The organism is Faecalimicrobium sp. JNUCC 81, assembly GCF_053667625.1.
Genome location: NZ_CM132203.1, coordinates 1,433,910 through 1,457,099, shown reverse-complemented (window position 1 = coordinate 1,457,099; position 23,190 = coordinate 1,433,910). Strand labels below are relative to the sequence as shown.

The window sequence follows — 23,190 nt, the reverse complement described above, 5'->3', positions numbered from 1 at the left end:
CTGTATTAAAAAAACAAGATTTTCTAACCTTGAACTTTTAAACTCTAGAATTAATCATTCTTGTTTTATTTTGTTTACTTATATTTTATTTTTGTTTTCTTTTGTTTTAATTTTAACTCTACATTTTCGTTTAGTCAAGCGTTTTCTTGAATCTTATTTTTTTGTATTATAAGCTAAACTTTAGCTATATTACTACACTTCAAACATTTATATCAAAATAAAATACAGTTACTCTTTTTTGTTCGTTTTTTGTTTGTTTACATTGACTTAGTTTTATTTATGTGATAAATTATGTTTAAAGTTATAAATAAATTATATTTAAAGTTAGTGAGTGATAAATTATGTTAAAAAGAGAACGATTAGTTAAAATATTAAACAAAATAAATAATCAAGGTATAGTAACAGTTAACGAAATAATAAACGACATAAATGTTTCTGATATGACTGTAAGAAGATATTTAGATGAATTAGATAAATCAGGCAAAATAATTAGGATACACGGAGGAGCACAAAGTATTTCTTATGCCATAGACCAAGAGCTCTCACACTCTGAAAAGCTAAACCTTCAAATAGATGAGAAAGAACAAATTGGAAAAGTTGCAGCTTCCTATATACACGATGGAGATACAGTCTTTCTTGGTCCTGGAACTACGATTGAATTATTAGCTCATCATCTAATAGATAGACGTATCCGAATAGTTACTAATAGCTACCCTGTCTTTGATATACTAAAACAATCTATTTCAGCTGATATAATACTAACAGGTGGTGATTTCAGAAAAAATACAGGAGCACTTGTAGGACCTATTGCAAATTCTACTTTGAAAAACTTAAACTTCACAAAGGCCTTTATAAGTTCAAATGGAATTCATAACGAAGATATTTCCACTTATAATGTGGAGGAAGGCGAAGCTCAAAGAATAGCACTTAATAATTCAAGGACAAAATACTTAGTTGCAGACAACAAAAAATTAAATAAAGATGATTTTTATGTGTTTTACGACCTACATGATATAGATTATCTAATAACAGATTATACAATCAGTAAAGAAGTAAAACAACACTATGAACAATATGTAGACATAATAGTAGCAGATAGACATAATTAAAATCTAAAAATATAAAGGGGAATAGTTATGAAGGGAATAATTTTTGATTTTAATGGTACAATGTTTCAAGATTCACATTTACATGAAGAGGCTTGGATTTATATGGTAAATAAATACACTAGTGGATTTATGACAGATGAAGATATTTTAATTAATTTACATGGTAGAACTAACAAAGAAATATTAAATCACTTTATATCAAGTTCGCTAACACCTGATGAAATTGAAAAGTTATCTTTCGAGAAGGAAGCATATTATCGTGAGCTTTGTCTAAAATATCCAAAAGATCTTAAACTAACCCATGGTTTAATCGATGTTTTAAATGAACTAAAATATCAAGGAATTCCTATGACCATTGCAACTGCAACAGTTAAAGAAAATGTAGATTTTTACTTTGAAGTATTTAATCTAGGAAATTGGTTTGATTTAGACAAAGTTACCTTTGATAATGGTAGCTTTCCAGGTAAACCAGAGCCTGATATATTCCTAATAGCTGCAGGCAAGCTTAAATTAAAAGCTGAGGATTGTTTAGTTATTGAAGATGCATATTCAGGACTTTTAGCTGCAAAAAAAGCTGGAATAGGAAAAGTAATAGCAATAGATCCATTTAATAAAAATTCTGATTTGTTTATTAAAAATCAAATGTGTAAAAATGGGATAATCAATGATTTTACAACATTTTTTAAAGTACTCAACGAGTCAGATGTAGATATATCTTGTTAGTAAACAGGGTACTGTAAGTAGATTTAAGTAAAAACTACTTACAGTACTTTTTCATGCACTAATTTCATCATCTAATTTTCTATATATATCTTTTTCATAACTTCACCCCGGTTATATATTTACTTAAATAAATTATAAATATCCTCATCTGATAAACTTCTAAGAGCTCCTCCATCAGATAAATTCCCATCTATTATATTATCTATTAATTCCTTCTTACTTTCCTGTAAGATTACAATTTTTTCCTCAATAGTTCCTTTGGCTATAAGTTTAACAACTTCAACTACTTCTCTTTGCCCAAATCTATGAGCTCTATCGCTTGCCTGATTTTCAACTGATGGATTCCACCAAGGGTCAAAATGAATTACAGTGTTGGCAGATGTTAAGTTAAGTCCTGTTCCTCCTGCTTTTAATGAAATTAAAAATACTTTCTTTTCTTTACTTTCATTAAATTCGTCTACAAGCTTTATTCTATCTTCAGCCTTAGTTTGTCCATCTAAATAAAAGTATTCTATATTATTCTTAGATAGCTTTTTACCTATGTTTTTTAGCACACTTGTAAACTGAGAAAATACTAATATCTTATTATCTATTTCTATATATTCTTTTATTATTTCTAAACAAGCATCAATTTTAGCACTTTTACCTTTATAATCTTCTATTATTACACTCGGATCTAGGCAAAGTTGTCTTAGCTTAGTTAAATAAGATAATATAGTAATCTTATCTCTAATCTCTTCTTTTTCTTTAAGTTTTCTTTTTATATCATCTACATATACACCATATATTTTTCTTTGTTCTTTACTTAGTTCTACTAAATACTTTCTTTCTATCTTATCTGGTAACTCTTTTATTACTTGCTTTTTAGTTCTTCTTAATATAAACGGTCTTATAATTCTTTTTAGATTTTCTATTTGACTTTCATCTTTTATAAATATTGCATTAAATTTAGATAAACCATATAAATGTCCTGGCATTACAAAATCAAATATTGACCAAAGCTCAAGTAAATTATTTTCTATCGGAGTCCCTGTAAGTGCAAATCTATTTTTAGCTTTTATTGACTTTACAGCATCAGTGCTTATTGCTGTTGGATTTTTAATATTTTGAGCTTCATCTATAATACAATAATCAAAATTAATATCCTCATAATACTCTAAATCATTTCTAAGTGCTCCATAAGTAGTTAATATAACATCATATTCATTAATATTTTTTATTATATTTTCTCTTTCCTTTTTAACAGAGTGTGCTATTCCTACTTTTAGATTTGGTGCAAACTTATCAATTTCATTTTTCCAATTATGTATAAGAGATGTTGGAGTTATTACTAAACTTTTCTTTCCTTTTTTTGATAATAAAAATGTTATAGTTTGTAATGTTTTACCTAATCCCATTTCATCTGCAAGTATTCCTCCAAAACCACAATAATCAAGTGTTTCAAACCAATTAAATCCTTCTACTTGATAGTCACGAAGGTTAGCATTTAAGTCTTTTGGAAGTTCATATTTTATATTATTAATATTTCTAAATTTATCTACAATAGTTTTAGCATTATCTATCCCTTCTATAATATGCAACTTCTTCTCTGATATTAAGTTATCTATAAATAATGCCTTACTTATATGTATTTTCATTTCATCTAATGTATTTGTAAAGCCTAGACTCTCCATTAACTTAAACATTTCTATAGTTTCTCTATCTTCTAAATTTACAAAGCTTCCATTTCCTAACTTATAAAATCTCTTGTTTATCTTAAAAGCATTTATTATGCCTTTATATTCATTTTCATTTACACCTTCAATTTCAAATTTAAATTCAAGATAATGATTAACTTCTTCCCCTAAACCTACCTTTATTGAGCTAGAGTTATATACTTTCTTTTCTTTTAATTTATCTGAATAATATACTTCACCTATATTTTTAAGTCTGTCTATTTCTTTACTTAAAAAATCATATAGTTGAATGTCATTACCTCTAAATATATACTTATCATTATCTTTTTCAAAATAATAAGTGTGTAGTCTATATATTGCCTCTTCTTCTTTTTCTATTTCTTTTATTACAAACTTACCTTCATTTTCTCCTTCATATACAAATTTTAAATCACAAGTTATATTTGAATCTTCTAAATCAAAGTAATACTTAACTACTAACCCCTCACTTATGTTTTCTTCAATTTTTGGATCAACTAAAACCTTATTTGATATATCTTTTAGTTTTGGAATCATATTAGTAAGAACTTCACTTACTTCATCTTTTTTAAAGCTTATTTCTTTATATTCATTTAGTACTTTATATAATTTTTTATAATAAATTCCACTTTCTATGCTTAATAAATATATATCACCATCATAAAAAACTACATCACCTCTTTTAGATAATGGAGTAGGTAAGATGTCTTTACTTTTAAGTAATATTTCATCATTTGCCATTTCAAAATCTATATTTATAGGAAGTTCTCCATTTATTATTTTGGGTGTATGATACATATTTTTATATTTAAATTCAAAATCCTTATACTTAAGTATTTCAATAAATCTTCTAACCATATTTCCATTTATATTCATATATCTGTAATTCATATTTGAAGATAAATTAGATAAATTTATACCATACTCTTCAATCATCTCAACTAGCTTCTCATCTTCCTCAGAAAAATAGCTACTAGTAGGATCATATAAAAAATCTATTCCATAAATTATTTCATTTCCTTCTACTCTTGAGTATGCAAATTCTCTAAGGTTTTTTAGTACATACATTTTATCTATTCCTATTTTAAAATCTGCACTTATAGTTCCATCTCCATTAGTTTCTAAACTTACTTCTAAGTTTACTTTTTCCTTAGGTTTACTTTTAAAAAAGTTTAATAAGTCTTTATTCATAAAACCCATATTTCTAGATAGTTTATGTTTATTTTTTACTATAGAAGTCTTTTGTTTAAGATTATTAATTATATCTTTTTTTAATGAGTTTATAACATCTAAAGTTATTGCTACTATATGTTTACATATGGCTGGTTTGTATGGTGTAGTTCTTGATATACAATCTTGGCAATCACACATTGCAGATACTATACTTTTATTTTCTAAGTCCATAATTATATGACTAGTATAAGTACGATTTTGATTTTCTGAATTTACTTGTCCATATATACTTAGAATTTCTTCTTGATTTTCATAATTTACTTCATCTATATATCCATCTTTTAAGTAGTCACTACCTCTACTTAACCTTAGATTATCTGTATTTTTAATTAATATTTCATTTACTATTTTAAAGTCCACTTTATCACCTATTTTCTTAAGTTATAAGTTTTATTATATATTTCTTAAATGTATCAATCAACTTTATTATTAGTTATATAATATATCAACTGAAAAATTATAATTAAAATAAAAAACTATATACCTATTGAACAAATTGCTCAACAATGTATATAGTCTCTCAAATTTAAAATCTATAATTTAATTTCTTTTAGTACGTTCATCTTTCCTAAATTAGTCATTTCTATATTTACAGGTGTTATAGATATATATCCATTCTTAACTGAATAGATATCACTATCTTCATCTTGTTCTTCGTCTCTAACATCTCCACCTATCCATACATATCTTTTTCCACGTGGACTAAATCTATCTTCTATTACATTATCATACTTTCTTTCACCTAACTTAGTTACCTTAAATCCTTTTACTTCAGTCTTTGGTATGTTCATATTTAGTACACAGTCATCTAAAAGTTCTAATTTATCTTTTATACTGTTTATTAAGGTTACTACATACTTAGCTGATTTTCTATAAACTTCTTTTTCTATATTAAAATCATCATAAGATACAGCTATTGATGGCTTATTTTGAATAAGACCTTCTATTGCTGCTGATACTGTTCCAGAATAAACTACATCCGTTCCTAAATTAGGACCATTATTTATTCCACTTAAGACCAAATCTATATTAATATCTTTAAATAGTGCTTCTATTCCAACTTTAACACAATCTGCTGGTGTTCCAGATATTGAATACGCTTTTATGTTTTTATCTATAAATTCATCATTTACCATTATTGGATTATGTATTGTTATAGCATGTCCTGTTGCACTTTTTTGACTTTCTGGTGCCACTACATAAACATTTCCTATAGTTGATAGTTCTTTAGCTAGTTCTATTATCCCATCCGCTCTTATTCCATCGTCGTTTGTTATAAGTATATTCATAATAATCTCCTTGTCTTTTTATTGATTATGTTATAAAACTTTTATTTTTATATGTGTACTTGCTCTATATAACTATAATATAAAACTTTTATTAAAAATAGAACATATACATTAGTTAACAAATAGTTTTATATAAAAAATATAAATTCATGATTTATCTCAATACGATTTTAATTTAATATATCGATTTATAAGCTATATATAATATCTTTATTAAGATTTAAAAACTCAGCCTTTCTTTCTCTATATAAACATACATATTTAAATCCTAGAGATTCTAAAATAGCATAAGACATATCAAAGTCTCTACATACATCAACAGCTCTATGAGCATCAGATCCTAGAGTAATTATTTTTCCACCAAGTTCTTTGTATCTTTTTAATATATCAATTTTAGGATGTGTTGCATTTAAATTATATCTATAACCAGATGTATTTATTTCGATTCCTTTTCCTGAATCAATTATACTTTTTAATAAATTATCTAATACATCTTTATAATCATTATAAATTATTTTATTATCTTCATACTTTCCATATCTTATTATATAGTCTAAGTGACCATAGGTATCATAGTCGTTAAATTCTTTAGTAGTTTTTATTATACTTTCAAAGTATTTTGTATAGGCTTCCTCTTTACTTAATCCATTAAAAAATTCCGATTGAACTAATCTTTGTTTATCTACTCTATGAGTTGAGCATAATACAAAATCAAAAGGATTTGAATTTAATACATCCTCTATTTTATCCTTTATATAACTTTGATACCCAACTTCTATACCTATTAATATTTCTATATCTTTTTTATATTTTTCTTTATATTTTTGTATTTGCTTAACGTACTCATTACAGTCTAAGCTAAATCCAGTATCACGATACTCTAAATGGTCTGTAAATGTTAAATGTTTAACCCCTATATTTATAGCTCTTTTTATTACATCTTCCATATTATCTTTAGCATCACTTGAAAAATGTGTGTGCACATGATTATCTAATATATTCATCCAAGGCCTCCTTAAAAATTTCTACTTTTATATTATAATACTTTTATAAATTAAAAATTTATATTTATGAAAAATAACTCCACCGTTATAGTAATTTACTACTTAGGAGGAGTTAACCTATATTATTAAAATTTACTTTTATCTAAATCTTTGATAACAATTTTTATTTTATATTTTTATGCATCCTGTTGTATTTATCTACTTCAAATCCATATTTTTTATATAAATTTATTAAATCATTTTCTTCAATTATATTTTTGTCAGCTACTACTAAGCCTTCTACTAGCTTTATTTCTTTTAAATTATACTTATTTAAAACATTATTTATCTCTTTTATATTAAAATCTAAATTAGAAAGTAGAATGCTTCCATATCCTCTATTGCTTATTCTTGATTTAAAATTATTTATATAAAGCATTGAATAATCATTTATCTTATAACATGTACAGTCCATATGAGCTTTATTTAAACTTCCAGTTAGTAAGATTATATCCATTTGTATTCCTATATCTTTTGAATTAAAATCAATAATATTTAATATTCCTACTAAAAATTTATTTTTATCTTCTTTTATATCTAATATAATATATTTACTTTTATTTGATTTTATATACTTTTTTATTTTTTTTATTAATTTTATATAGTATTCATATTCATTTAATAAATTTGTGCTTTCTAAATCTAGATTATCATACTTTGTACTTAATTTAAGCTTTTTAATTTTACTTATGTCTTTGTCCATTAAATGCTTCTTCATTTCTTTTATTTTAATATCTAGAGTACACATATCTCCTCCATATAAAATTAACCTTTATTAATTTTATATGGTTAAACAAAAAAAATATGAACTAATCATTCTTAGATATATGATTATATTTTGTATATTTATCCTTTCTCAACCATATAACGAAGAACTGTCTTTAGTTTTGATTGTTCAGTTTTTCTAAAATCTGAAATATATATTTCTCTATGTACCTTACTTCTTAGTGCTAAATTATTCTCTTCACAATATTTTTTCATAACTTTAAATGCCTTTTCTTCTTCATCAAAAGGCCCTATATGCATCATTTGAACACATAGACCATCTTCTATAGTTGAAAACTCAACTTTATCTAACAATTTATTTGGCTTTTTCCTTTTAACAATATTTATTGCTTCTTTAAATATATCCTCTGTTACAAATTCAGGTTGTCTTATCATTATAGTATAAATTAGTTCACTTTTATCGAAACTATCTTTATTCCTAGCCTCTTCTTTTAAATCCCATAAACCTTCTAGTGGATAAACTACATACTCAAAATATCCAGGTATTTCAACATTATTTCTAGGCATCATTTTTATAGCATATGCAACTGAGTACAAAACTCCTACTGCTTCAGAAAAAGCTTCTTCATTTGGATTGCCTTCTCCTTTTATTTGGATAAATTTCATACTTTCGATATTTACCAGTTCTGCCTTAGTCTTTGGAATATAATATAACTTCTCCTTTTTTCTCCATTCATGCTTCATAATTTATCCTCCTATATAGTATACTTTATTATAGTATACTTTGTTTTTATTATCTAAATTTCATGCTTATTAACTAAAAAAATATTATATATTTTTATATAATGATATCATCAATAAGAAAATAAGTATCATTAACTTACTAAATATATTAAAATATAATTAACAAATTATATTTTAATATATTTAGTAAGTATGCTATTTATTTTATTGGAGGTGCTTTAATGGAAACAAGTAATTTTAATAATGAAAGGATTTTATGCTCTATTAACTGCTATAAAACGGTAAAAAACTCTGAAGTAGCAGTAAACTTTATAGCAAATTTATTTTCAGAAGGGGTTGCAGGTTCTGTTGCAAGTGATTTTAGACTAACTCTAACTGAAGAAAATTTATATATAGAAGCCATAAATTACTGTGCTTGGGGTGGTTTGCCCGAAGTTAGGTCTGTAGAAAAAATTCCTAGAACTAATATAAAATCATTTAATGTTAAATCTATAGATTCTAATGAAGTTGTTGAATTAACTACTACTCAAAATAAAATTATAGTTTTTATAAGAGATAATGAAAAAAATGATAATTTAGCTTTAAAAATGTCTAGTATTATCTAAACAATTCATTTATTATATTTATCCTATCATCTTAAGTTTTAAATCACCTTAGTTCTTAAGTATATACCATCTCTTTTTATTTAGAAAATACTTTTAAAATGCAAAATTAATACCTAATGGGGGGTGAAGTTGTTATGAAAAATAAGTTTTTTTCATACACTTTTGAACTAATGATACTATCCCTAGGTTGCTTTATAATGTCAGTTGGTCTTAATATGTTCTTAGAACCATACACAATAGCATCTGGTGGACTTACAGGTCTTGCAATTGTACTTAAAAGTCTTTTTAATACTCCTTTATGGCTTATAAATTTAGTTTTTAATATACCTTTATTTATATTCGGTGTTAAAATTCTCGGAAAATCTGATGCAATAAAAACTTTAATAGGAATTCTTTTACTTACATTTTTCCTAGGACTTACACAACCTTTAACTACTACTTTTAATACTGATGATATTTTATTATCTGCTATTGCAGGTGGAATTGTACTTGGTATAAGTCTTGGGATGTTATTTAGAATAGATGCTTCAACTGGTGGTACTGAACTTGCTTGTCTTATTTTAAATAAGATATTTCCATCTATTAGTATTTCAGTATTTATGTTTATAATCGATGGTACTGTAATTCTTTTAGCTGGAATTGTTTCTAAAAATATTGAAACAGCTTTATATGCTACAATATCTTTATATATTTCAGTTAAAATATCTGACGCTATTGTTGAAGGATTTGATTTTTCAAAATCCTTTATTATCGTTACTGATAAGCCTAATATAATTGGAAACTCTATTATGGATAGTTTAGGAAGAGGAATTACTTTTTTAGAGGGCCGTGGTGGATATTCTAATGATAAGAAAGATGTTTTATTAGTTGTAGTTTCTAGACGTGAGGAAGTTATTCTAAAGAAACTTGTTAATGAAATTGACCCTATGGCATTTATTATTATAAATAATGCTCATGAAGTACTGGGAGAAGGATTTAGTAGAAAAGCATAAATTTTGTTTAATCCCCTAATAATTTGTGTATAAATTAAAATATAAATTATTAGGGGGCAAATTATGCAAAAATATTTTAAATTATCAACATTTTATTTAATACTAGGATTAATATTAGGGGTATTTTACAGAGAGTTTACAAAACTAAATAATTTCACAGACCCAACAACTTTAGGATTACTTCACGCTCACACTTTAGTTCTAGGATTTGTATTTTTTATATTAGTCTTATTACTTGAGAAGAACTTTGAAATTTCTAAAGTTAAAAATTTCAAATCATGGATTATAACTTACAACATAGGACTTATATACTTACTTTCTACTTTAACATTTAGAGGCATTTTAGAAGTTAATAATTCTGACTTTGCCGGTCTTAGCCACATAGCTGGCCTTGGACATGCTATTTTAGGAATATCTTTAATCTGGTTTATTGTAATAGTTAATAAATCTTTAAAAAATTATGACTTATTAAAAACTTCTAAAAATAAATAATAAAAAGCTCAAGTATATACTTGAGCTTTTTATTATTTATTTTTGTAATTTCATGTATTATGTATTCTACAAGTGATTTAGTTATTAAAAATAATAAATTTTAATATTAATTAATAAAGGTAGGTGCTTATATATGATTAATATAGTAAATTTTCCATTTAATACTAGAGCTGTTGCAAGAATTGATGACGATAATGTAGTTCACAACCACATTTATCACAATTGTCCAATTGGAAAAGTTGATAAAAATATAGTTTATAATAATAATAATTTCCCTATAGGAAGAGTTGATGAGGATGGCTTTATACATGACCACACTCAAAGAAATAGCCCTATAGGTAAAGTTGATAACGATGGTTTTGTTTATAAAAACAATTCATTAGTCGGAAGAATAGATAGTAATATTAATTTATGTGCAGGAGCTGCTTATTTATTGTTAGTATATAATAATAGATAAAATTAAAATTTAATTTTATCTATTATTATATAAAAAGGTATAGATTATATAATCTATACCTTTTTATATATTTTCTAGTTATCAAAATCTACCTTAATTTTTCCTTGTGGTGTATTTATATCTATATAAGATAAGTTAAAGTTATCATCCATAACATCTATTTTATATTCAAAGAAAACATCATCATCTCTCTTTGACATAAATATATAACTTCCATTTTCTGCTTCTTCTATTTGATCACATATTTCATCGTAAATATCTTTTCCACTTACATTACCTTCATAACCTGCTGCTTTTATTTTTTCTTCTATTAATCTGTATATTTCTTCCATATTAAAAACCTTCTTTCTATTTTATAATATAAACATTATATACCCAAATACTATGTATTTACAAATATGTTTTAGGTTATATTAATATATATCAATAATTATTAAATTTAAAATAAAAACACTACTTGTATTATTATAAGTAGTGTTTGATTTCTTATTTTCCTTGTATAACTCTTGTTGCAATATTTTTTGAGTGGTCTGATATTCTTTCTAAGTTACTTAATAACTCTATATATGCTATACCAGAGTCTATACTACATAGATTTTTCTTTAATCTACTTCTATGGCTTGATCTAAAAGATTTTTCCATGTAGTCTACTTCTTCTTCTAATTCCAATACTTTACGTGCTAATACTTTATCATATTCTTTCATAGATTGAAGTGCTAAAGTATATACCTTTAAAACTTTATCATAAATACATACTATCTCATCTTTAGCTTCTTTTGATAAATTAGAATTTGAATTTATAAGATCTTGTGCTAATTCTGCTATATTTTCAGAATGATCACTAACTCTTTCTATGTCATTTACTGTATTAAATAGAAAATCTACTTGAACTATTAACTGATCATCTAATGATTTTGTAGATAATTTAACTAAATAATCTATAACTTTCTTTTGTAATTGATTTACTATACGTTCTTTTTCAAATGTTTTTTTCACATCTTCTTCAGAACTTTCTATCACAGATTTTATTGAGGTTTCTAATGTTCCTTTTGCTTTATTTCCCATTCTTAATGTTTCTTTTACTATATTTCCAAGAGCTATAGATGGAGTTTCTAACATTCTTTCATCTAAATACTTTGTTGTTTTTTCATCGTATTCTTCATCTCCATTATCCGGTATAAGCCTCATAACTAATTTCACTATGTACTTAGAAAATGGTAATAATATTAAAACATTAATTATATTAAATAACGTATGTGAGTTTGCTATTTGTCTTGATACATCTGATGGATCTAAATTTTGAACTATCATAGTTATAGGTTTATTTAACACTAACATAAATAAAAGTGTACCTATTAAATTGAATATTAAATGCATAATCGCTGCTCTTTTTGCATTTTTATTAGTACCTATACTTGATATTAAAGAAGTTGTACAACTACCTATGTTATCACCATATAATATTGGTAATGCTCCAGCTAATGGCATTAAGCCTTGTGATGCTAAAGCTATTAATATCCCCATCGATGCACTTGAACTTTGTAAACAAGTTGTAAGTGCAAAACCTGCTAATAATGCTAAAATTTGATGGTCTGCAAGACCTTGTAATAAATTTCTAAAACCTTCATATTTAGATAAAGGCGCAAGAGCATCCTTCATAAATTGCATACCTATAAATAATATAGCAAATCCTATTAATATTTCAGATATATTTTTAAGTTTTGGCTTTGATTTCGAACCTACCATATATAATATAATACCTATTCCAAGAGCTATTGACGATATTATGCTTGCATCAAATGATACTAACTGTGCAGTTACTGTTGTACCAATATTTGCCCCCATTATAACACCTATAGCTTGATATAAACTCATTATGCCTGCATTTACAAATCCGACTACCATTACAGTAGTAGCTCCACTACTTTGTATAATACCTGTAACAACAGCACCAACTAAAACTCCCATTACTACGTTGCTAGTTAGAAGCCCTATCGCTCTTTCTAATTTAGGTCCTGTTGATTTTTGCAGTCCTTCTCCCATTATGTTCATTCCATATAAGAAAAGTCCTAAGCCTCCGATAAGACTTATGAATATCTTCACTGTCTACTCCTCCTCAAAATAATAGTTCTTTTCCTTACTTTTTTCACTATTTTATATTAGCAGAAAATTCGACTCTTTTGTTAATTTTTTTTTATTTTTTTTGATTATACTTAAATATAAAATAAATTAAATAAAGCATTTTTACGAAAAAACACTACTTATATTAATATAAGTAGTGTTTTTTCCCACTGTTGTATCTATATATAAATCAATACTTAACCATGCCTCATAATATATTATTTAACATTATTTTCTCTAGTTAATCCAAAATTTTCATCTTCTTTATCTATTATATCCTTAATATCATAAATTTTATTTTGTTTTTTCCTGCTTATCTTATTCCATTGATTCTTTCTTTTTCTATATCCCATAAATCCTGTCAATCTATACCATGAACAAATTTGCCTATATCCAAAGCTTTCAAATACTGAAAATAACATAAGCTTTAATAACGTAAATCCACTTGATATATGCTTAAATATATAATTTTCAAGAATTACAGATGTTATAGATATTATAGTTCCATATAATATATAAACAAATAAAAATGTAAATAAAAATTCCATATTTAATAATCCTGAAAAATAGGATATTAAAATTATAGCTAGTCCAAATATGTCTATTATACAAGAAAATAATTCATATACAACAAAATATAAAAATGAAAAAACTCCTACTATTCCATATTTAGGGTTTAAAAATATATATCTATGATTTAATAAACTTGTAATAAGGCCTATGTGCCAACGCCTTCTTTGATTTTTTAAATCTTTAAATTTCTCTGGAACTTGAGACCAACAAATAGCCTTATGAGCATATTTTATATTGTATGGAAGATGGTTTTTCCTATAAAAAGAATGAAGTTTAACAACAAGATCCATATCTTCTCCTATAGTTTTTGTATCATACCCTCCAATATTTATAGCTGCACTTTTTTTAAATAGTCCAAATGCGCCTGATATTATCAAATTACCATTAAAACTATTAAACCAAACTCTTGTTGTTAAAAATACTCTGTAATATTCTATTGTTTGAAATATTACAAGCAACCTTTTAGGTGATAGTGCTTTTACAACTTCGCCTTTGTCTAAAACAACTTGATTAGAAACTTTTATATTTCCTCCAACTGCAACAGTTGTATCATCTTCCATAAAAGGTATAGCTATATTACTTAGTGAATCTCTTTGAAGTATAGAGTCTGCATCAAGAGATACAAATAATGGATACCTAGATACGTTTATACCCATATTAAGCGAATCTGCCTTACCTCCATTTTCTTTTTTAACAAGTGTTAATTTTATATTGTCTTTAATAGTTTCTTCATATATAAATTCTTCTTTTTTACAGTTTACTACTCTTCTAATTGGTCTTGATATTTTTTTTAAATTAAACTTATCTATTATTATTTCAGACGTAGCATCTTTTGAGCCATCATCTATAACTATTATTTCATACTCTGGATAATCTAAGTATAATAATGAATCTATACAATCTAGAACTGTTTGTTCTTCATTATATGCAGGTACTAGTATAGATATTGGTATATAGTTATCTTCACTTTTTATTGATAATGCATTTAAGTACTTTCTTTTTCGTTTATCTTCATTTAACTCTAAAACTGAAAATATTGTAGATATGAAAAATACTCCTGCATATATTAATATATAATACATAAAAAATATATTTAAATAATCAATAACTAACTTTAACATCGCTATCTTCCTCTATCTTTCTTGACCTTTCTAGGCACTCTTCATAAGATATTTTATTTTTCATAAACATTACGTAAAAAAGTATATCCCTTGAATATTTATCATTCTTTCTAAGTACCATATCTATTATATAATCTTCTTCAAATCTTAATAAAGATATTGCTGAATTATATCTTACATGCCAGTTTTTATCTCCTATACTTGTAAGCAAAGCATCTATACTTTCTTTATCTTTATAATTTCCTAAAGTAGCTGAACAAATTGCTCTATACTCCCAGTCATATTCTTTTAATATCTTTATAACTTCATTTTTAGCATTTTCATATTTTACAGTAGAAAAATATTTTATTACACTTATTCGTACTTCTTTATCACTACTTTCGTCTCTTAGTATATCTAACATATTATTTTTAACTGACATAATCTTATTATTTTTAAAGTGTTCTACAATTGTCTTTTGTATATTTTCATTAAATGAACCAAACTTATTCATAAGTTGTTTATTTAATAGATTTTTATTTCCATCAAATTGACCTAATATATCAATTAAAATTTTATTATTTATATACTTATCTTCATCTGATATATATATTAAAGCTTCTATAAAGTTTTTAAGATTACCTATTTTAGATATAGATTTTAATGATGATACCCTTAAATAAATAGATTTTGTATTAATGCAATTAAATAAAAAGTTATTCACTTCAAAATTATTTAATTTATACTCACCTAATAATACTGCATAATAACTTTTTATTGTATCATCTTTTCTTTTACACTTTTTTATATATCCTAATATTACATCTTCAAAATTTGACATATATATTTTAGTAAATTTATGATTTTCTTCATTTTCATTAAACTTAAATATATGATTATTAAAAACTTTTATATATGTTTTTTTATTTAAATTTTCTTTTATATATTTTATATCTATTTTAGATATCTCTTTATTTAATTTAACATTATTTAGTTGTCTTAGAACTTCTTTTCCAAAAGTATCTTCTAATTTATCTACTTTTTTATTAAATCGTATGTTAAGCATATCTTTTACTATCATATAAACAATTGAACATGAAATTATATATACAAAAAAACTCAATATTATATATATCTTAGCAATACTTTTCATATTATTTTCCTCTTTGACTGTTTATTAATTCATTCTTAATTACATAATATGATTCTTTTAGTCTTTCATGGTATGTTGGCATGATCCAACCATACAAATCATAAGTAGCACTATGCAGTCTATCTGTTTTATTTCCTTCCTTTACAGTTACCCCTACATTTATATCATTTATAATTAATGGCTTTGTTTTAAATTCTTCATAAAAGTCATTTTGTATTTGTTTTGTTGAAGGGTCCATAAAGTTTAAAATCCCCCATGGAATTCTTAACTCTATATAATTTTCTCCTATATAAAAATCCGATACTGAGTTAAAATCTTTATCTTTTGGATTAGCATTTCCATACACTAATTTACCGGTTTCATAAACTAATTTATCTGCAAATCCTTCTAATGATTCTACGTACATTTTAGGTCTTGTTTCTATAAATATCGGAGAAAATTCATCCATATCTGGTGTATGTTTTATTAAATCAGGCCTTATTTGATTATTCTTTTTATTTTCATAGAAATTAAATCCATTATAGTACTCATGAACTAATATTTTAGAATCATTCCTATCTTTTATACTAACTATAAAATCTGATGGCCTATCAAATTCTAAATTTAATTGAGAACTTTTATTTGAACCTGATTTTGGTGTTGTATCTAAATCTATATATAAATCTTGCTTATCAAGGTCTAGATTATTCGAAAATTTTAACATTAAGTATAAATACTTTTCATCACTTTTCATTGATAAACTCATATTACCATTTTTGTTTAAAACATCCTCTTCTTTCCAATCACTTATAGTATTATCCGGGTAACTCACACTTTCTTTTTTACCTGGATCAAATGCCATAATCCCAAAGTTTTGGCTATATGTTTGAGCATCACTCCAATAGGCTGACTTATCTAAGATTTTACTTTCTTTAGTATTCCATGATGAATTATGCCAGCTATCTTGAAATTCAAATATAAAGCTTCCTGCACAATTAGACCTCTTTATAGATTCATAAACATCTGCTAGTGCTTGACCCTGCTCTTTTTCATTTATATACCCTTTTGAAGAGTTTTCCATATTAAAGTCACCTGCAACTCTAGCTGAAGGTATCCCAAACTCTCCAATTACAACTGGTATTTTATGATATTCTTTTATCTTTTTAAAATAATAATCCATATTATTTTGATACTCTCTAACTTCAGAGTATGATGGATATATATTGTATGTTGCAAATACACCTGTTTTTAACTTCCTCTTTGCTTTTATATTTTCTGGATTTAGATATTTCTTTAGCTCATCTTCTTTATTATCTTTTGATAATATACTATCTCCTTTTGGATTTTCTCTACTACTTACTATATGATAAGATGAAGATCCTACAAAACTTATAAGGCTTTGCTTTTTATACATTTCTAATTCATATCCTGCTAAATAATCTCCCATTTGTGCCATATATGATTCAAATGATGATGCTTTATCATCTGTGTATAAAAACTTTCCACTATAAGATTTTTTTTCATTCATAATCTCAGTATATATAAGGTCATGTTTTGCAAATTCTATACCTATAGTGTATCCAATTATATATTTAGAAATATCAGTATTATAAAATTGAACTATATCAGGCTTGTCAAAATTATATGGATTTCCATGAACTGAATCTATTATAAGCTTTATATTAGTTTTAAAAACTTCCTTCAGTTTATTATCTTGAGGGTCATATCCATCTTTTAAATAAGTTTCATCAAAATATATTCCTTGAACTAAGTAAATTGGATTTTCTCTATCTTTGTTAAACTTCTCTAGTGCATTATAAAAGTGTTGACTCATAAGATTTGAAACTTTTATACAGTTTGCTCCCATATCATAAATATACTGTATCCATCTAAGATACTCTTCTTCTTTTACAGTATTTTCACTTGGGAACACCCCTGGCTTAGCTGGATCTAAATTAACTCCAACTATTTCAAACTTTTCCCACTTATTATTCTTAGCTATATATATCTCTTCACCTTTTATTTTTGTAAAATAAGTATCATCCATTCCTGCCATTCTATTTGTAGCTATATCATCTATGAAGTTTGCTATTAATATAAATATTATAGTACTAATTATTAAAAATCGTTTCACATGTTATCACTCCTGCTAATTTGCCCATTTTCTAAGACTATCTATATTCTCATCCATCCATTTTCCCCTTTTAACTATAAAGTTTTTCATTAAGTTAATCTCTTCATCATAAGAAGTAGCTTTACCTGTAGCATCTTTTAGTAAATGATCATTCTTTTTTAAGAACTCTTTGTATTTACTTATATCAGCTGAATATTCTCCTGACACATCTCCGTTCTCTTCAAAAACTTCAGCTTGATTAGACATATCCATTGGCCATTGATAAAAGTTTCTCTTACTTGCATCACCTAATGATTTTACTGTTTCATCTATTAGGTTAAGTAAATATTCGTCACTAAGGTATGTTTTTCTAAGTAATTTGTACCTATCTACTACTTTATTTGCAAAGTTAATATCTTCCATTAATCTATCAAACCAAGGTCTTTGGTTCATAAAGAAAGCTGTATAGTCATATGGTTTACCAATATCATCATTGTGATTTCCTAATGACTTATTAAAGTCCCATACTGGTCCTGCTTTTATTTTTTCTTCATAGTCTTTGTATATATAAGTACTTAATAATCCTGCGTCCGTATTTTTGAAAAATTCATTTATTATATAATAATCTACAAAAGAATCTATATCTATATACTTGTTATACCCTAATACTGGGTCATTAAATTTATCTGAATATAAAACTCTTTCAAATTCACTAATATGCTTTTCTATATATTTGTATTTTTCTGGTGTAAGACTATTTTTAGGATATACTACATTAAGACCATAATGATAAAGGTATGTTTCTTTACCATAACTTTTTAGTTTAATATCTCCTTCTTTTTGTCTATCTTTTGCAAGTATAAAACTAGTTTCATTAAGATTTTTTAAAGACTTAGTTATATCTACTCTCTTGTCACCTCTTTTTATTTTTTCAATCATAACGTAAACACCTTTATAGTGTTTTTCTTTTATTTCTGTACTATTGTCATCAATTAAAAATACTTCACAAAATCTAACATTTGGTGCATATTCCATTATATTTCTAGATGTTTTTAATGCTATATAATTTCTCATAAGCGATTTATCTGCAAATGGACCATTTAATACCCAATCTGAACTTTTTGCCATACCAAGCATTTTCTTTTCATTTTCTTTACCTTTATTAGTTAAAAGTTCAATATTATATTGTTTTTTAGGATATTTACTAGTACTATTTCCTCTTATCTTTATACTTGCTTTACTTACAATATTAGGATCATTTGATAGCTTATTTGACTTTTCTTTATTATCATATACTTGCATATTTACAGGGATTTTTTCTTCTCTTGGAACTAACTTACCATTTGTATCTATTATAACTATCGGTAAGTTAAAATCTGAACTTTCTAGACTGCTTTCATAGGTTTTATTAAGATTTTTATTTTGAATTTTTTTAACTTCTTCTCGTGATTTTTCCTTTATACTATTTAGATAGGCTGAACTAAATATTGCTATAAAAACAAAACTCAGTGCCATAAATGACCTAAATATGTCTTTTTTCATAATTTATCACCTAACCTATTGTTTCTCCATTTTGAGCAACTATATTTACAGTACTTACACCTTCTATTTTATATAATTCATCTATTATATTTTTATCTTCATTATTTTTTATTTTTATTTGATATATTATTTCCATATTATTTCCAACAGAGTTTTTAGCTCTTAACTGACTTCCCTTAAAAGCTTTAAAAACACATCTCATTATATCCTCTTCTCTTTCTCTATTACCTCTTATAATAAGTATATATCTTTCTTCTTTACCAAATCCACTGAAACTAAACATAGCTAAAACTCCAAATAAAAATAAAGATCCAATAGATGCTATCATATAGTTTCCACTACCAACACTTAAACCTACTCCTATACACCAAAATATATATGCAGTATCCCTTGGATCTTTAATAGCTGTTCTAAAACGAACTATAGATAGTGCACCTACCATACCTAGAGATAACGCTATATCACTTCCTATAACTATCATTACCATCGTAGTAACCAAAGTTAACATTACTAATGATACATTAAACTTGCGATTATACATTACTCCACTAAAAGTTATTTTATATGTCCAAAATACTACCATCGATAGTATTAATGCTATACTCATCATTTCTATTGCATCAAATGCTGTTATAGCTCCACTTGGTGCAGTTAAATATTTATATAATGTTTCTTTCATTTTTGCCTCCTTTATAACATATAATTTTCAAAAAATCGTCTTGAAGTACAATACTTGCTAAGAGATTGATTTGTTGTATCCAAATCAGTTAATGCTTGAGATATCCAGCAAAATAGCTCTCCATCAAACTTAACTTCTAAAAGTGCATTGTAATAATCTACTATCGGTGTCATTATTACATCCTCACTAAACATATTAAAGTCAAATTCATTGGACCTAATATCACTATCTAAAGTAACTCTTATATTATTTTCATTGTGTATATACGCTCTTCTATTATAATCAACTAAAACGACAGGCTGATATTGTTCTACTGTCATAATGTTATATGCTGAATGAGCAGTTTGATTATCATACTTTAAAAGTACACTATAATCTTTGTTTATAAGCTTTATCGCATCTTCTCTACTTATTGTTGTTGTTTCTTTAATTTGGCTTATATTTAGTTTTCTTTTTATTTCAAGCTTTACAGTATCTGTATTTGTATCATATATTCTTAACCTTATTTTTTTCCTTATTTCTTCTCCATCCATTTTAGAAAAATAATCACAATTATTTATACTATCAAAGTATAAACTCCTAATTCTATATCCATATTCTTTATTATTTTTATCTGGAGTTAAAACTTTTTTAAATAATTCATTAACTTTGTAATAGTCTATTTCACCTATAGGATATTTAAGCTCCCTTCTATTGACTATCATAATTTTCCTCCTTTCCCAAACAATTGCAAAACTATTTTAACTGTTTTAAATTTATCGAAATTTTATAAATACAGTCTTGTTTTTTGTATATCATAAGTATACTCGAGCAAAACTACTTTTTTCAATATTATATAAGTAATAACCACATTTTTCATCTTCATATATAATATTTTGTCATCTTTTTCCAATATTATTTTTATTGGTAATTATTAAAATTTTTCAAATAAAAATTATAAATATTATAGAGATATTAAAATTATGAAATAAAAAAAGTGGCTTAGTTAATTTAATCTAAGCCATACTTTTTATATTATTACTATATTCTTTTTACCATTTTTACCGTTTATTAATTTGAAATCTGCATCTTTTATTATTTTATTAAAATTATTTATACATTTATCTATACCAGAAATACCAAAACTACAAGTTACATTTATATTTTTTCCCTCATAAGTAAATAGAGCTTTCTCTATATCTTTTCTTATTTTTTCAATAATTTCATAACACTCCAGTTTTGATGTCTTATTCATTACTATTACAAACTCATCTCCACCATATCGTCCTACCCATCCATATAAGTTAATATTTATCTTAATAATATCTGATACAGATTCCAAAATATAATCTCCACACATATGACCATATGTATCATTTATAATTTTAAAGTCATCTATATCCATAATAGCTAAAGATAGGTCATATTGATTTTCTATGGCATTATTTATATCTGATGGTGTTTTTTCATTTATATACCTTCTGTTATAAATATTTGTAACTTCATCTATTATAGCTAAATCATTAAGTCTTTGAATTTCTTTTTCTGCTTGATCCATAGATTTACTAATTAAACAGCCTGTTATATTATCATTAGTTATATCTTTTAAAACCTCAACTATATATTTTTCTTTATTTTTTATTATAGGCGTTGCCATTATAAAGTATATCCGATCTTTTAAGTACTCTACTTTAGTAAATGATTTATTTTCATTATAAGCTCTCATTGAAATGCAATTGCTGCATTCAGAATTTTTTCCCCAAAATTCATAACATTTATGTGCACTATATTTTACATCGTCCTTTGAAATTTCTAAAGTACATTTTCTGACTGGATCTAATATTCTCCTATATTCAAATAGCTTATCTATTATATTTTCGTCATCTAATGCTTCTTTATATATATTCACCATTACATCCCCCTAAGGCTTAATACCCATAACTATTAATATAAAATTACATATATAATATCATTGTTATATTATATTTTATCACTTACTTTAGTAATAGTCTAATTTTTCCAAAACAAAATAATACTTGCAAACTTGCAAGTATTATTTAAAAATCACTTAAACTATATATATTTAAGCTACTCTGAAATTATATCTTTATAAAAATTAGTCATAGATAATGTTATGTATGGCACTAACCATAAAAACCCTATTCCTAAAGTAAGTAATGAAAGTATAGCCCATCCTAGGAAACTAATATATAAAACAAACAACTTCCATTTATTACCTTTCATTATCTTTTTACTTAATTTCATAGCTTTAAAAACACCTAAGTCTTCATTTTCAATTATTATATAAGGTGTAAGCGATACTCCGTATACAAATATATTGTAAATTATTAAAGCTAAAATTATTATAATAATAGGTAAAACTAAACTTGCTGTCATACTTTCTATAGACATCTCTACTAGTCCAAGTAAAGCAGGAATAAAGTTCATTGAAAAAGCAAATATAGTTATAGCACATATGAAAATTAATATTAAAGCTATTATTCCTACTATCATAGTATATCCTAATGTTTTTAGTACTTTATTAGATGATACGATAAAATCTTTAAATTCTGCGTCTCCATCTTTTTCTAAAAATTTCAAATAGAAATTTGAACAACCAGCTGTTACTATTGATGTTAATATATACGTAATTACTAGTCCTATTGTGATTCCTATTAAGGATTCTATATTGTTTTGTATCAATTCTTGTGCTATTAATACTACACTTGTTACTAGTGTTAATAATACTGGTATTTTCCAATGTCCTTTAAGTTGACTCTTTGATAATTTTTTTAATTCTAATCTAGTGATATTAACCTCTCCCTTATGATGATTTTAATTTAT

General features: G+C 25.3%; 21 protein-coding genes. 6 read left to right on the top strand and 15 right to left on the bottom strand.

Annotation, left to right across the window (positions count from 1 at the left end; all coding sequences use genetic code 11):
- Window positions 1-341 precede the first annotated feature (341 nt).
- Window positions 342-1,109 (top strand): DeoR/GlpR family DNA-binding transcription regulator, encoded by a 768-nt coding sequence (locus tag JNUCC81_RS07220; RefSeq protein WP_454095964.1) that lies wholly within the window; start codon window positions 342-344, stop codon window positions 1,107-1,109.
- A 27-nt stretch (window positions 1,110-1,136) separates the two neighbouring features.
- On the top strand, window positions 1,137-1,832 hold the full coding sequence (locus tag JNUCC81_RS07215; protein WP_454095963.1) for an HAD family hydrolase: 696 nt from the start codon (window positions 1,137-1,139) through the stop codon (window positions 1,830-1,832).
- A 119-nt stretch (window positions 1,833-1,951) separates the two neighbouring features.
- Here JNUCC81_RS07215 and JNUCC81_RS07210 read toward each other — a convergent pair whose 3' ends face one another.
- The 5 genes from JNUCC81_RS07210 to JNUCC81_RS07190 form a co-directional block, all read right to left on the bottom strand.
- Window positions 1,952-5,119 (bottom strand): SNF2 helicase associated domain-containing protein, encoded by a 3,168-nt coding sequence (locus JNUCC81_RS07210; protein ID WP_454095962.1) that lies wholly within the window; start codon window positions 5,117-5,119, stop codon window positions 1,952-1,954.
- 173 nt (window positions 5,120-5,292) lie between these two features.
- The gene (gene surE / locus JNUCC81_RS07205; RefSeq protein WP_454095961.1) at window positions 5,293-6,048 is read right to left on the bottom strand and encodes a 5'/3'-nucleotidase SurE; all 756 of its coding nucleotides are present in this window, start codon (window positions 6,046-6,048) and stop codon (window positions 5,293-5,295) included.
- 188 nt (window positions 6,049-6,236) lie between these two features.
- A complete protein-coding gene (locus tag JNUCC81_RS07200) occupies window positions 6,237-7,052 on the bottom strand; it encodes a histidinol-phosphatase HisJ family protein (RefSeq protein ID WP_454095960.1) in 816 nt (271 codons plus the stop codon).
- A gap of 163 nt (window positions 7,053-7,215) precedes the next feature.
- Complete coding sequence (locus tag JNUCC81_RS07195) at window positions 7,216-7,839, bottom strand: hypothetical protein (RefSeq protein WP_454095959.1); 624 nt, start codon at window positions 7,837-7,839, stop codon at window positions 7,216-7,218.
- Window positions 7,840-7,937: 98 nt separating this feature from the next.
- Entirely contained in the window at window positions 7,938-8,561 is a 624-nt protein-coding gene (locus tag JNUCC81_RS07190) for a GyrI-like domain-containing protein (RefSeq protein ID WP_454095958.1), read from the bottom strand.
- Window positions 8,562-8,782: 221 nt separating this feature from the next.
- Here JNUCC81_RS07190 and JNUCC81_RS07185 point away from each other — a divergent pair, with 221 nt between their 5' ends.
- From JNUCC81_RS07185 to JNUCC81_RS07170, 4 genes are all read left to right on the top strand, one after another.
- Entirely contained in the window at window positions 8,783-9,166 is a 384-nt protein-coding gene (locus tag JNUCC81_RS07185) for a hypothetical protein (RefSeq protein WP_454095957.1), read from the top strand.
- Window positions 9,167-9,300: 134 nt separating this feature from the next.
- The gene (locus tag JNUCC81_RS07180) at window positions 9,301-10,158 is read left to right on the top strand and encodes a YitT family protein (RefSeq protein ID WP_454095956.1); all 858 of its coding nucleotides are present in this window, start codon (window positions 9,301-9,303) and stop codon (window positions 10,156-10,158) included.
- 63 nt (window positions 10,159-10,221) lie between these two features.
- A complete protein-coding gene (locus JNUCC81_RS07175; RefSeq protein WP_454095955.1) occupies window positions 10,222-10,650 on the top strand; it encodes a DUF2871 domain-containing protein in 429 nt (142 codons plus the stop codon).
- A gap of 133 nt (window positions 10,651-10,783) precedes the next feature.
- Window positions 10,784-11,107: a hypothetical protein gene (locus JNUCC81_RS07170; protein WP_454095954.1), complete on the top strand. Its 324-nt coding sequence runs from the start codon at window positions 10,784-10,786 to the stop codon at window positions 11,105-11,107.
- Between the two features lie 74 nt (window positions 11,108-11,181).
- On the opposite strand, the gene JNUCC81_RS07165 is transcribed toward JNUCC81_RS07170, so the two are convergent.
- The 10 genes from JNUCC81_RS07165 to JNUCC81_RS07120 all read right to left on the bottom strand — a co-directional run bounded on the left by JNUCC81_RS07165 (window position 11,182) and on the right by JNUCC81_RS07120 (window position 23,100).
- Window positions 11,182-11,439 carry a hypothetical protein gene (locus JNUCC81_RS07165; protein WP_454095953.1) on the bottom strand — a complete coding sequence of 86 codons (258 nt, stop codon included), beginning with the start codon at window positions 11,437-11,439 and terminating at the stop codon, window positions 11,182-11,184.
- A gap of 154 nt (window positions 11,440-11,593) precedes the next feature.
- Window positions 11,594-13,210, bottom strand: coding sequence for a Na/Pi cotransporter family protein (locus tag JNUCC81_RS07160; RefSeq protein WP_454095952.1), 1,617 nt, complete (start codon window positions 13,208-13,210; stop codon window positions 11,594-11,596).
- A gap of 236 nt (window positions 13,211-13,446) precedes the next feature.
- A complete protein-coding gene (locus JNUCC81_RS07155; RefSeq protein WP_454095951.1) occupies window positions 13,447-14,922 on the bottom strand; it encodes a glycosyltransferase family 2 protein in 1,476 nt (491 codons plus the stop codon).
- Complete coding sequence (locus JNUCC81_RS07150; RefSeq protein WP_454095950.1) at window positions 14,903-16,054, bottom strand: HEAT repeat domain-containing protein; 1,152 nt, start codon at window positions 16,052-16,054, stop codon at window positions 14,903-14,905. Before JNUCC81_RS07150 ends, JNUCC81_RS07155 begins: the two co-directional genes overlap by 20 nt.
- Before the next feature lies 1 nt (window position 16,055).
- A complete protein-coding gene (locus JNUCC81_RS07145; RefSeq protein ID WP_454095949.1) occupies window positions 16,056-18,167 on the bottom strand; it encodes a hypothetical protein in 2,112 nt (703 codons plus the stop codon).
- A 15-nt stretch (window positions 18,168-18,182) separates the two neighbouring features.
- Window positions 18,183-19,688 carry a CotH kinase family protein gene (locus JNUCC81_RS07140; protein ID WP_454095948.1) on the bottom strand — a complete coding sequence of 502 codons (1,506 nt, stop codon included), beginning with the start codon at window positions 19,686-19,688 and terminating at the stop codon, window positions 18,183-18,185.
- 10 nt (window positions 19,689-19,698) lie between these two features.
- A complete protein-coding gene (locus tag JNUCC81_RS07135) occupies window positions 19,699-20,367 on the bottom strand; it encodes a DUF4956 domain-containing protein (protein WP_454095947.1) in 669 nt (222 codons plus the stop codon).
- Between the two features lie 11 nt (window positions 20,368-20,378).
- Entirely contained in the window at window positions 20,379-21,071 is a 693-nt protein-coding gene (locus tag JNUCC81_RS07130; RefSeq protein ID WP_454095946.1) for a polyphosphate polymerase domain-containing protein, read from the bottom strand.
- A 305-nt stretch (window positions 21,072-21,376) separates the two neighbouring features.
- Complete coding sequence (locus JNUCC81_RS07125) at window positions 21,377-22,258, bottom strand: GGDEF domain-containing protein (RefSeq protein ID WP_454095945.1); 882 nt, start codon at window positions 22,256-22,258, stop codon at window positions 21,377-21,379.
- Window positions 22,259-22,434: 176 nt separating this feature from the next.
- Entirely contained in the window at window positions 22,435-23,100 is a 666-nt protein-coding gene (locus JNUCC81_RS07120; RefSeq protein WP_454096380.1) for a DUF975 family protein, read from the bottom strand.
- Between the last annotated feature and the right edge of the window lie 90 nt (window positions 23,101-23,190).

Coding starts and splice junctions, on each gene's coding strand:
- JNUCC81_RS07220 (WP_454095964.1), top strand. CDS start 342: ATGTTAAAAAGAGAACGATTAGTTAAAATATTAAACAAAATAAATAAT.
- JNUCC81_RS07215 (WP_454095963.1), top strand. CDS start 1,137: ATGAAGGGAATAATTTTTGATTTTAATGGTACAATGTTTCAAGATTCA.
- surE (WP_454095961.1), bottom strand. CDS start 6,048: ATGAATATACTTATAACAAACGACGATGGAATAAGAGCGGATGGGATA.
- JNUCC81_RS07200 (WP_454095960.1), bottom strand. CDS start 7,052: ATGAATATATTAGATAATCATGTGCACACACATTTTTCAAGTGATGCT.
- JNUCC81_RS07195 (WP_454095959.1), bottom strand. CDS start 7,839: ATGTGTACTCTAGATATTAAAATAAAAGAAATGAAGAAGCATTTAATG.
- JNUCC81_RS07190 (WP_454095958.1), bottom strand. CDS start 8,561: ATGAAGCATGAATGGAGAAAAAAGGAGAAGTTATATTATATTCCAAAG.
- JNUCC81_RS07185 (WP_454095957.1), top strand. CDS start 8,783: ATGGAAACAAGTAATTTTAATAATGAAAGGATTTTATGCTCTATTAAC.
- JNUCC81_RS07180 (WP_454095956.1), top strand. CDS start 9,301: ATGAAAAATAAGTTTTTTTCATACACTTTTGAACTAATGATACTATCC.
- JNUCC81_RS07175 (WP_454095955.1), top strand. CDS start 10,222: ATGCAAAAATATTTTAAATTATCAACATTTTATTTAATACTAGGATTA.
- JNUCC81_RS07170 (WP_454095954.1), top strand. CDS start 10,784: ATGATTAATATAGTAAATTTTCCATTTAATACTAGAGCTGTTGCAAGA.
- JNUCC81_RS07165 (WP_454095953.1), bottom strand. CDS start 11,439: ATGGAAGAAATATACAGATTAATAGAAGAAAAAATAAAAGCAGCAGGT.
- JNUCC81_RS07155 (WP_454095951.1), bottom strand. CDS start 14,922: ATGTTAAAGTTAGTTATTGATTATTTAAATATATTTTTTATGTATTAT.
- JNUCC81_RS07150 (WP_454095950.1), bottom strand. CDS start 16,054: ATGAAAAGTATTGCTAAGATATATATAATATTGAGTTTTTTTGTATAT.
- JNUCC81_RS07140 (WP_454095948.1), bottom strand. CDS start 19,688: ATGAAAAAAGACATATTTAGGTCATTTATGGCACTGAGTTTTGTTTTT.
- JNUCC81_RS07135 (WP_454095947.1), bottom strand. CDS start 20,367: ATGAAAGAAACATTATATAAATATTTAACTGCACCAAGTGGAGCTATA.
- JNUCC81_RS07130 (WP_454095946.1), bottom strand. CDS start 21,071: ATGATAGTCAATAGAAGGGAGCTTAAATATCCTATAGGTGAAATAGAC.
- JNUCC81_RS07125 (WP_454095945.1), bottom strand. CDS start 22,258: ATGGTGAATATATATAAAGAAGCATTAGATGACGAAAATATAATAGAT.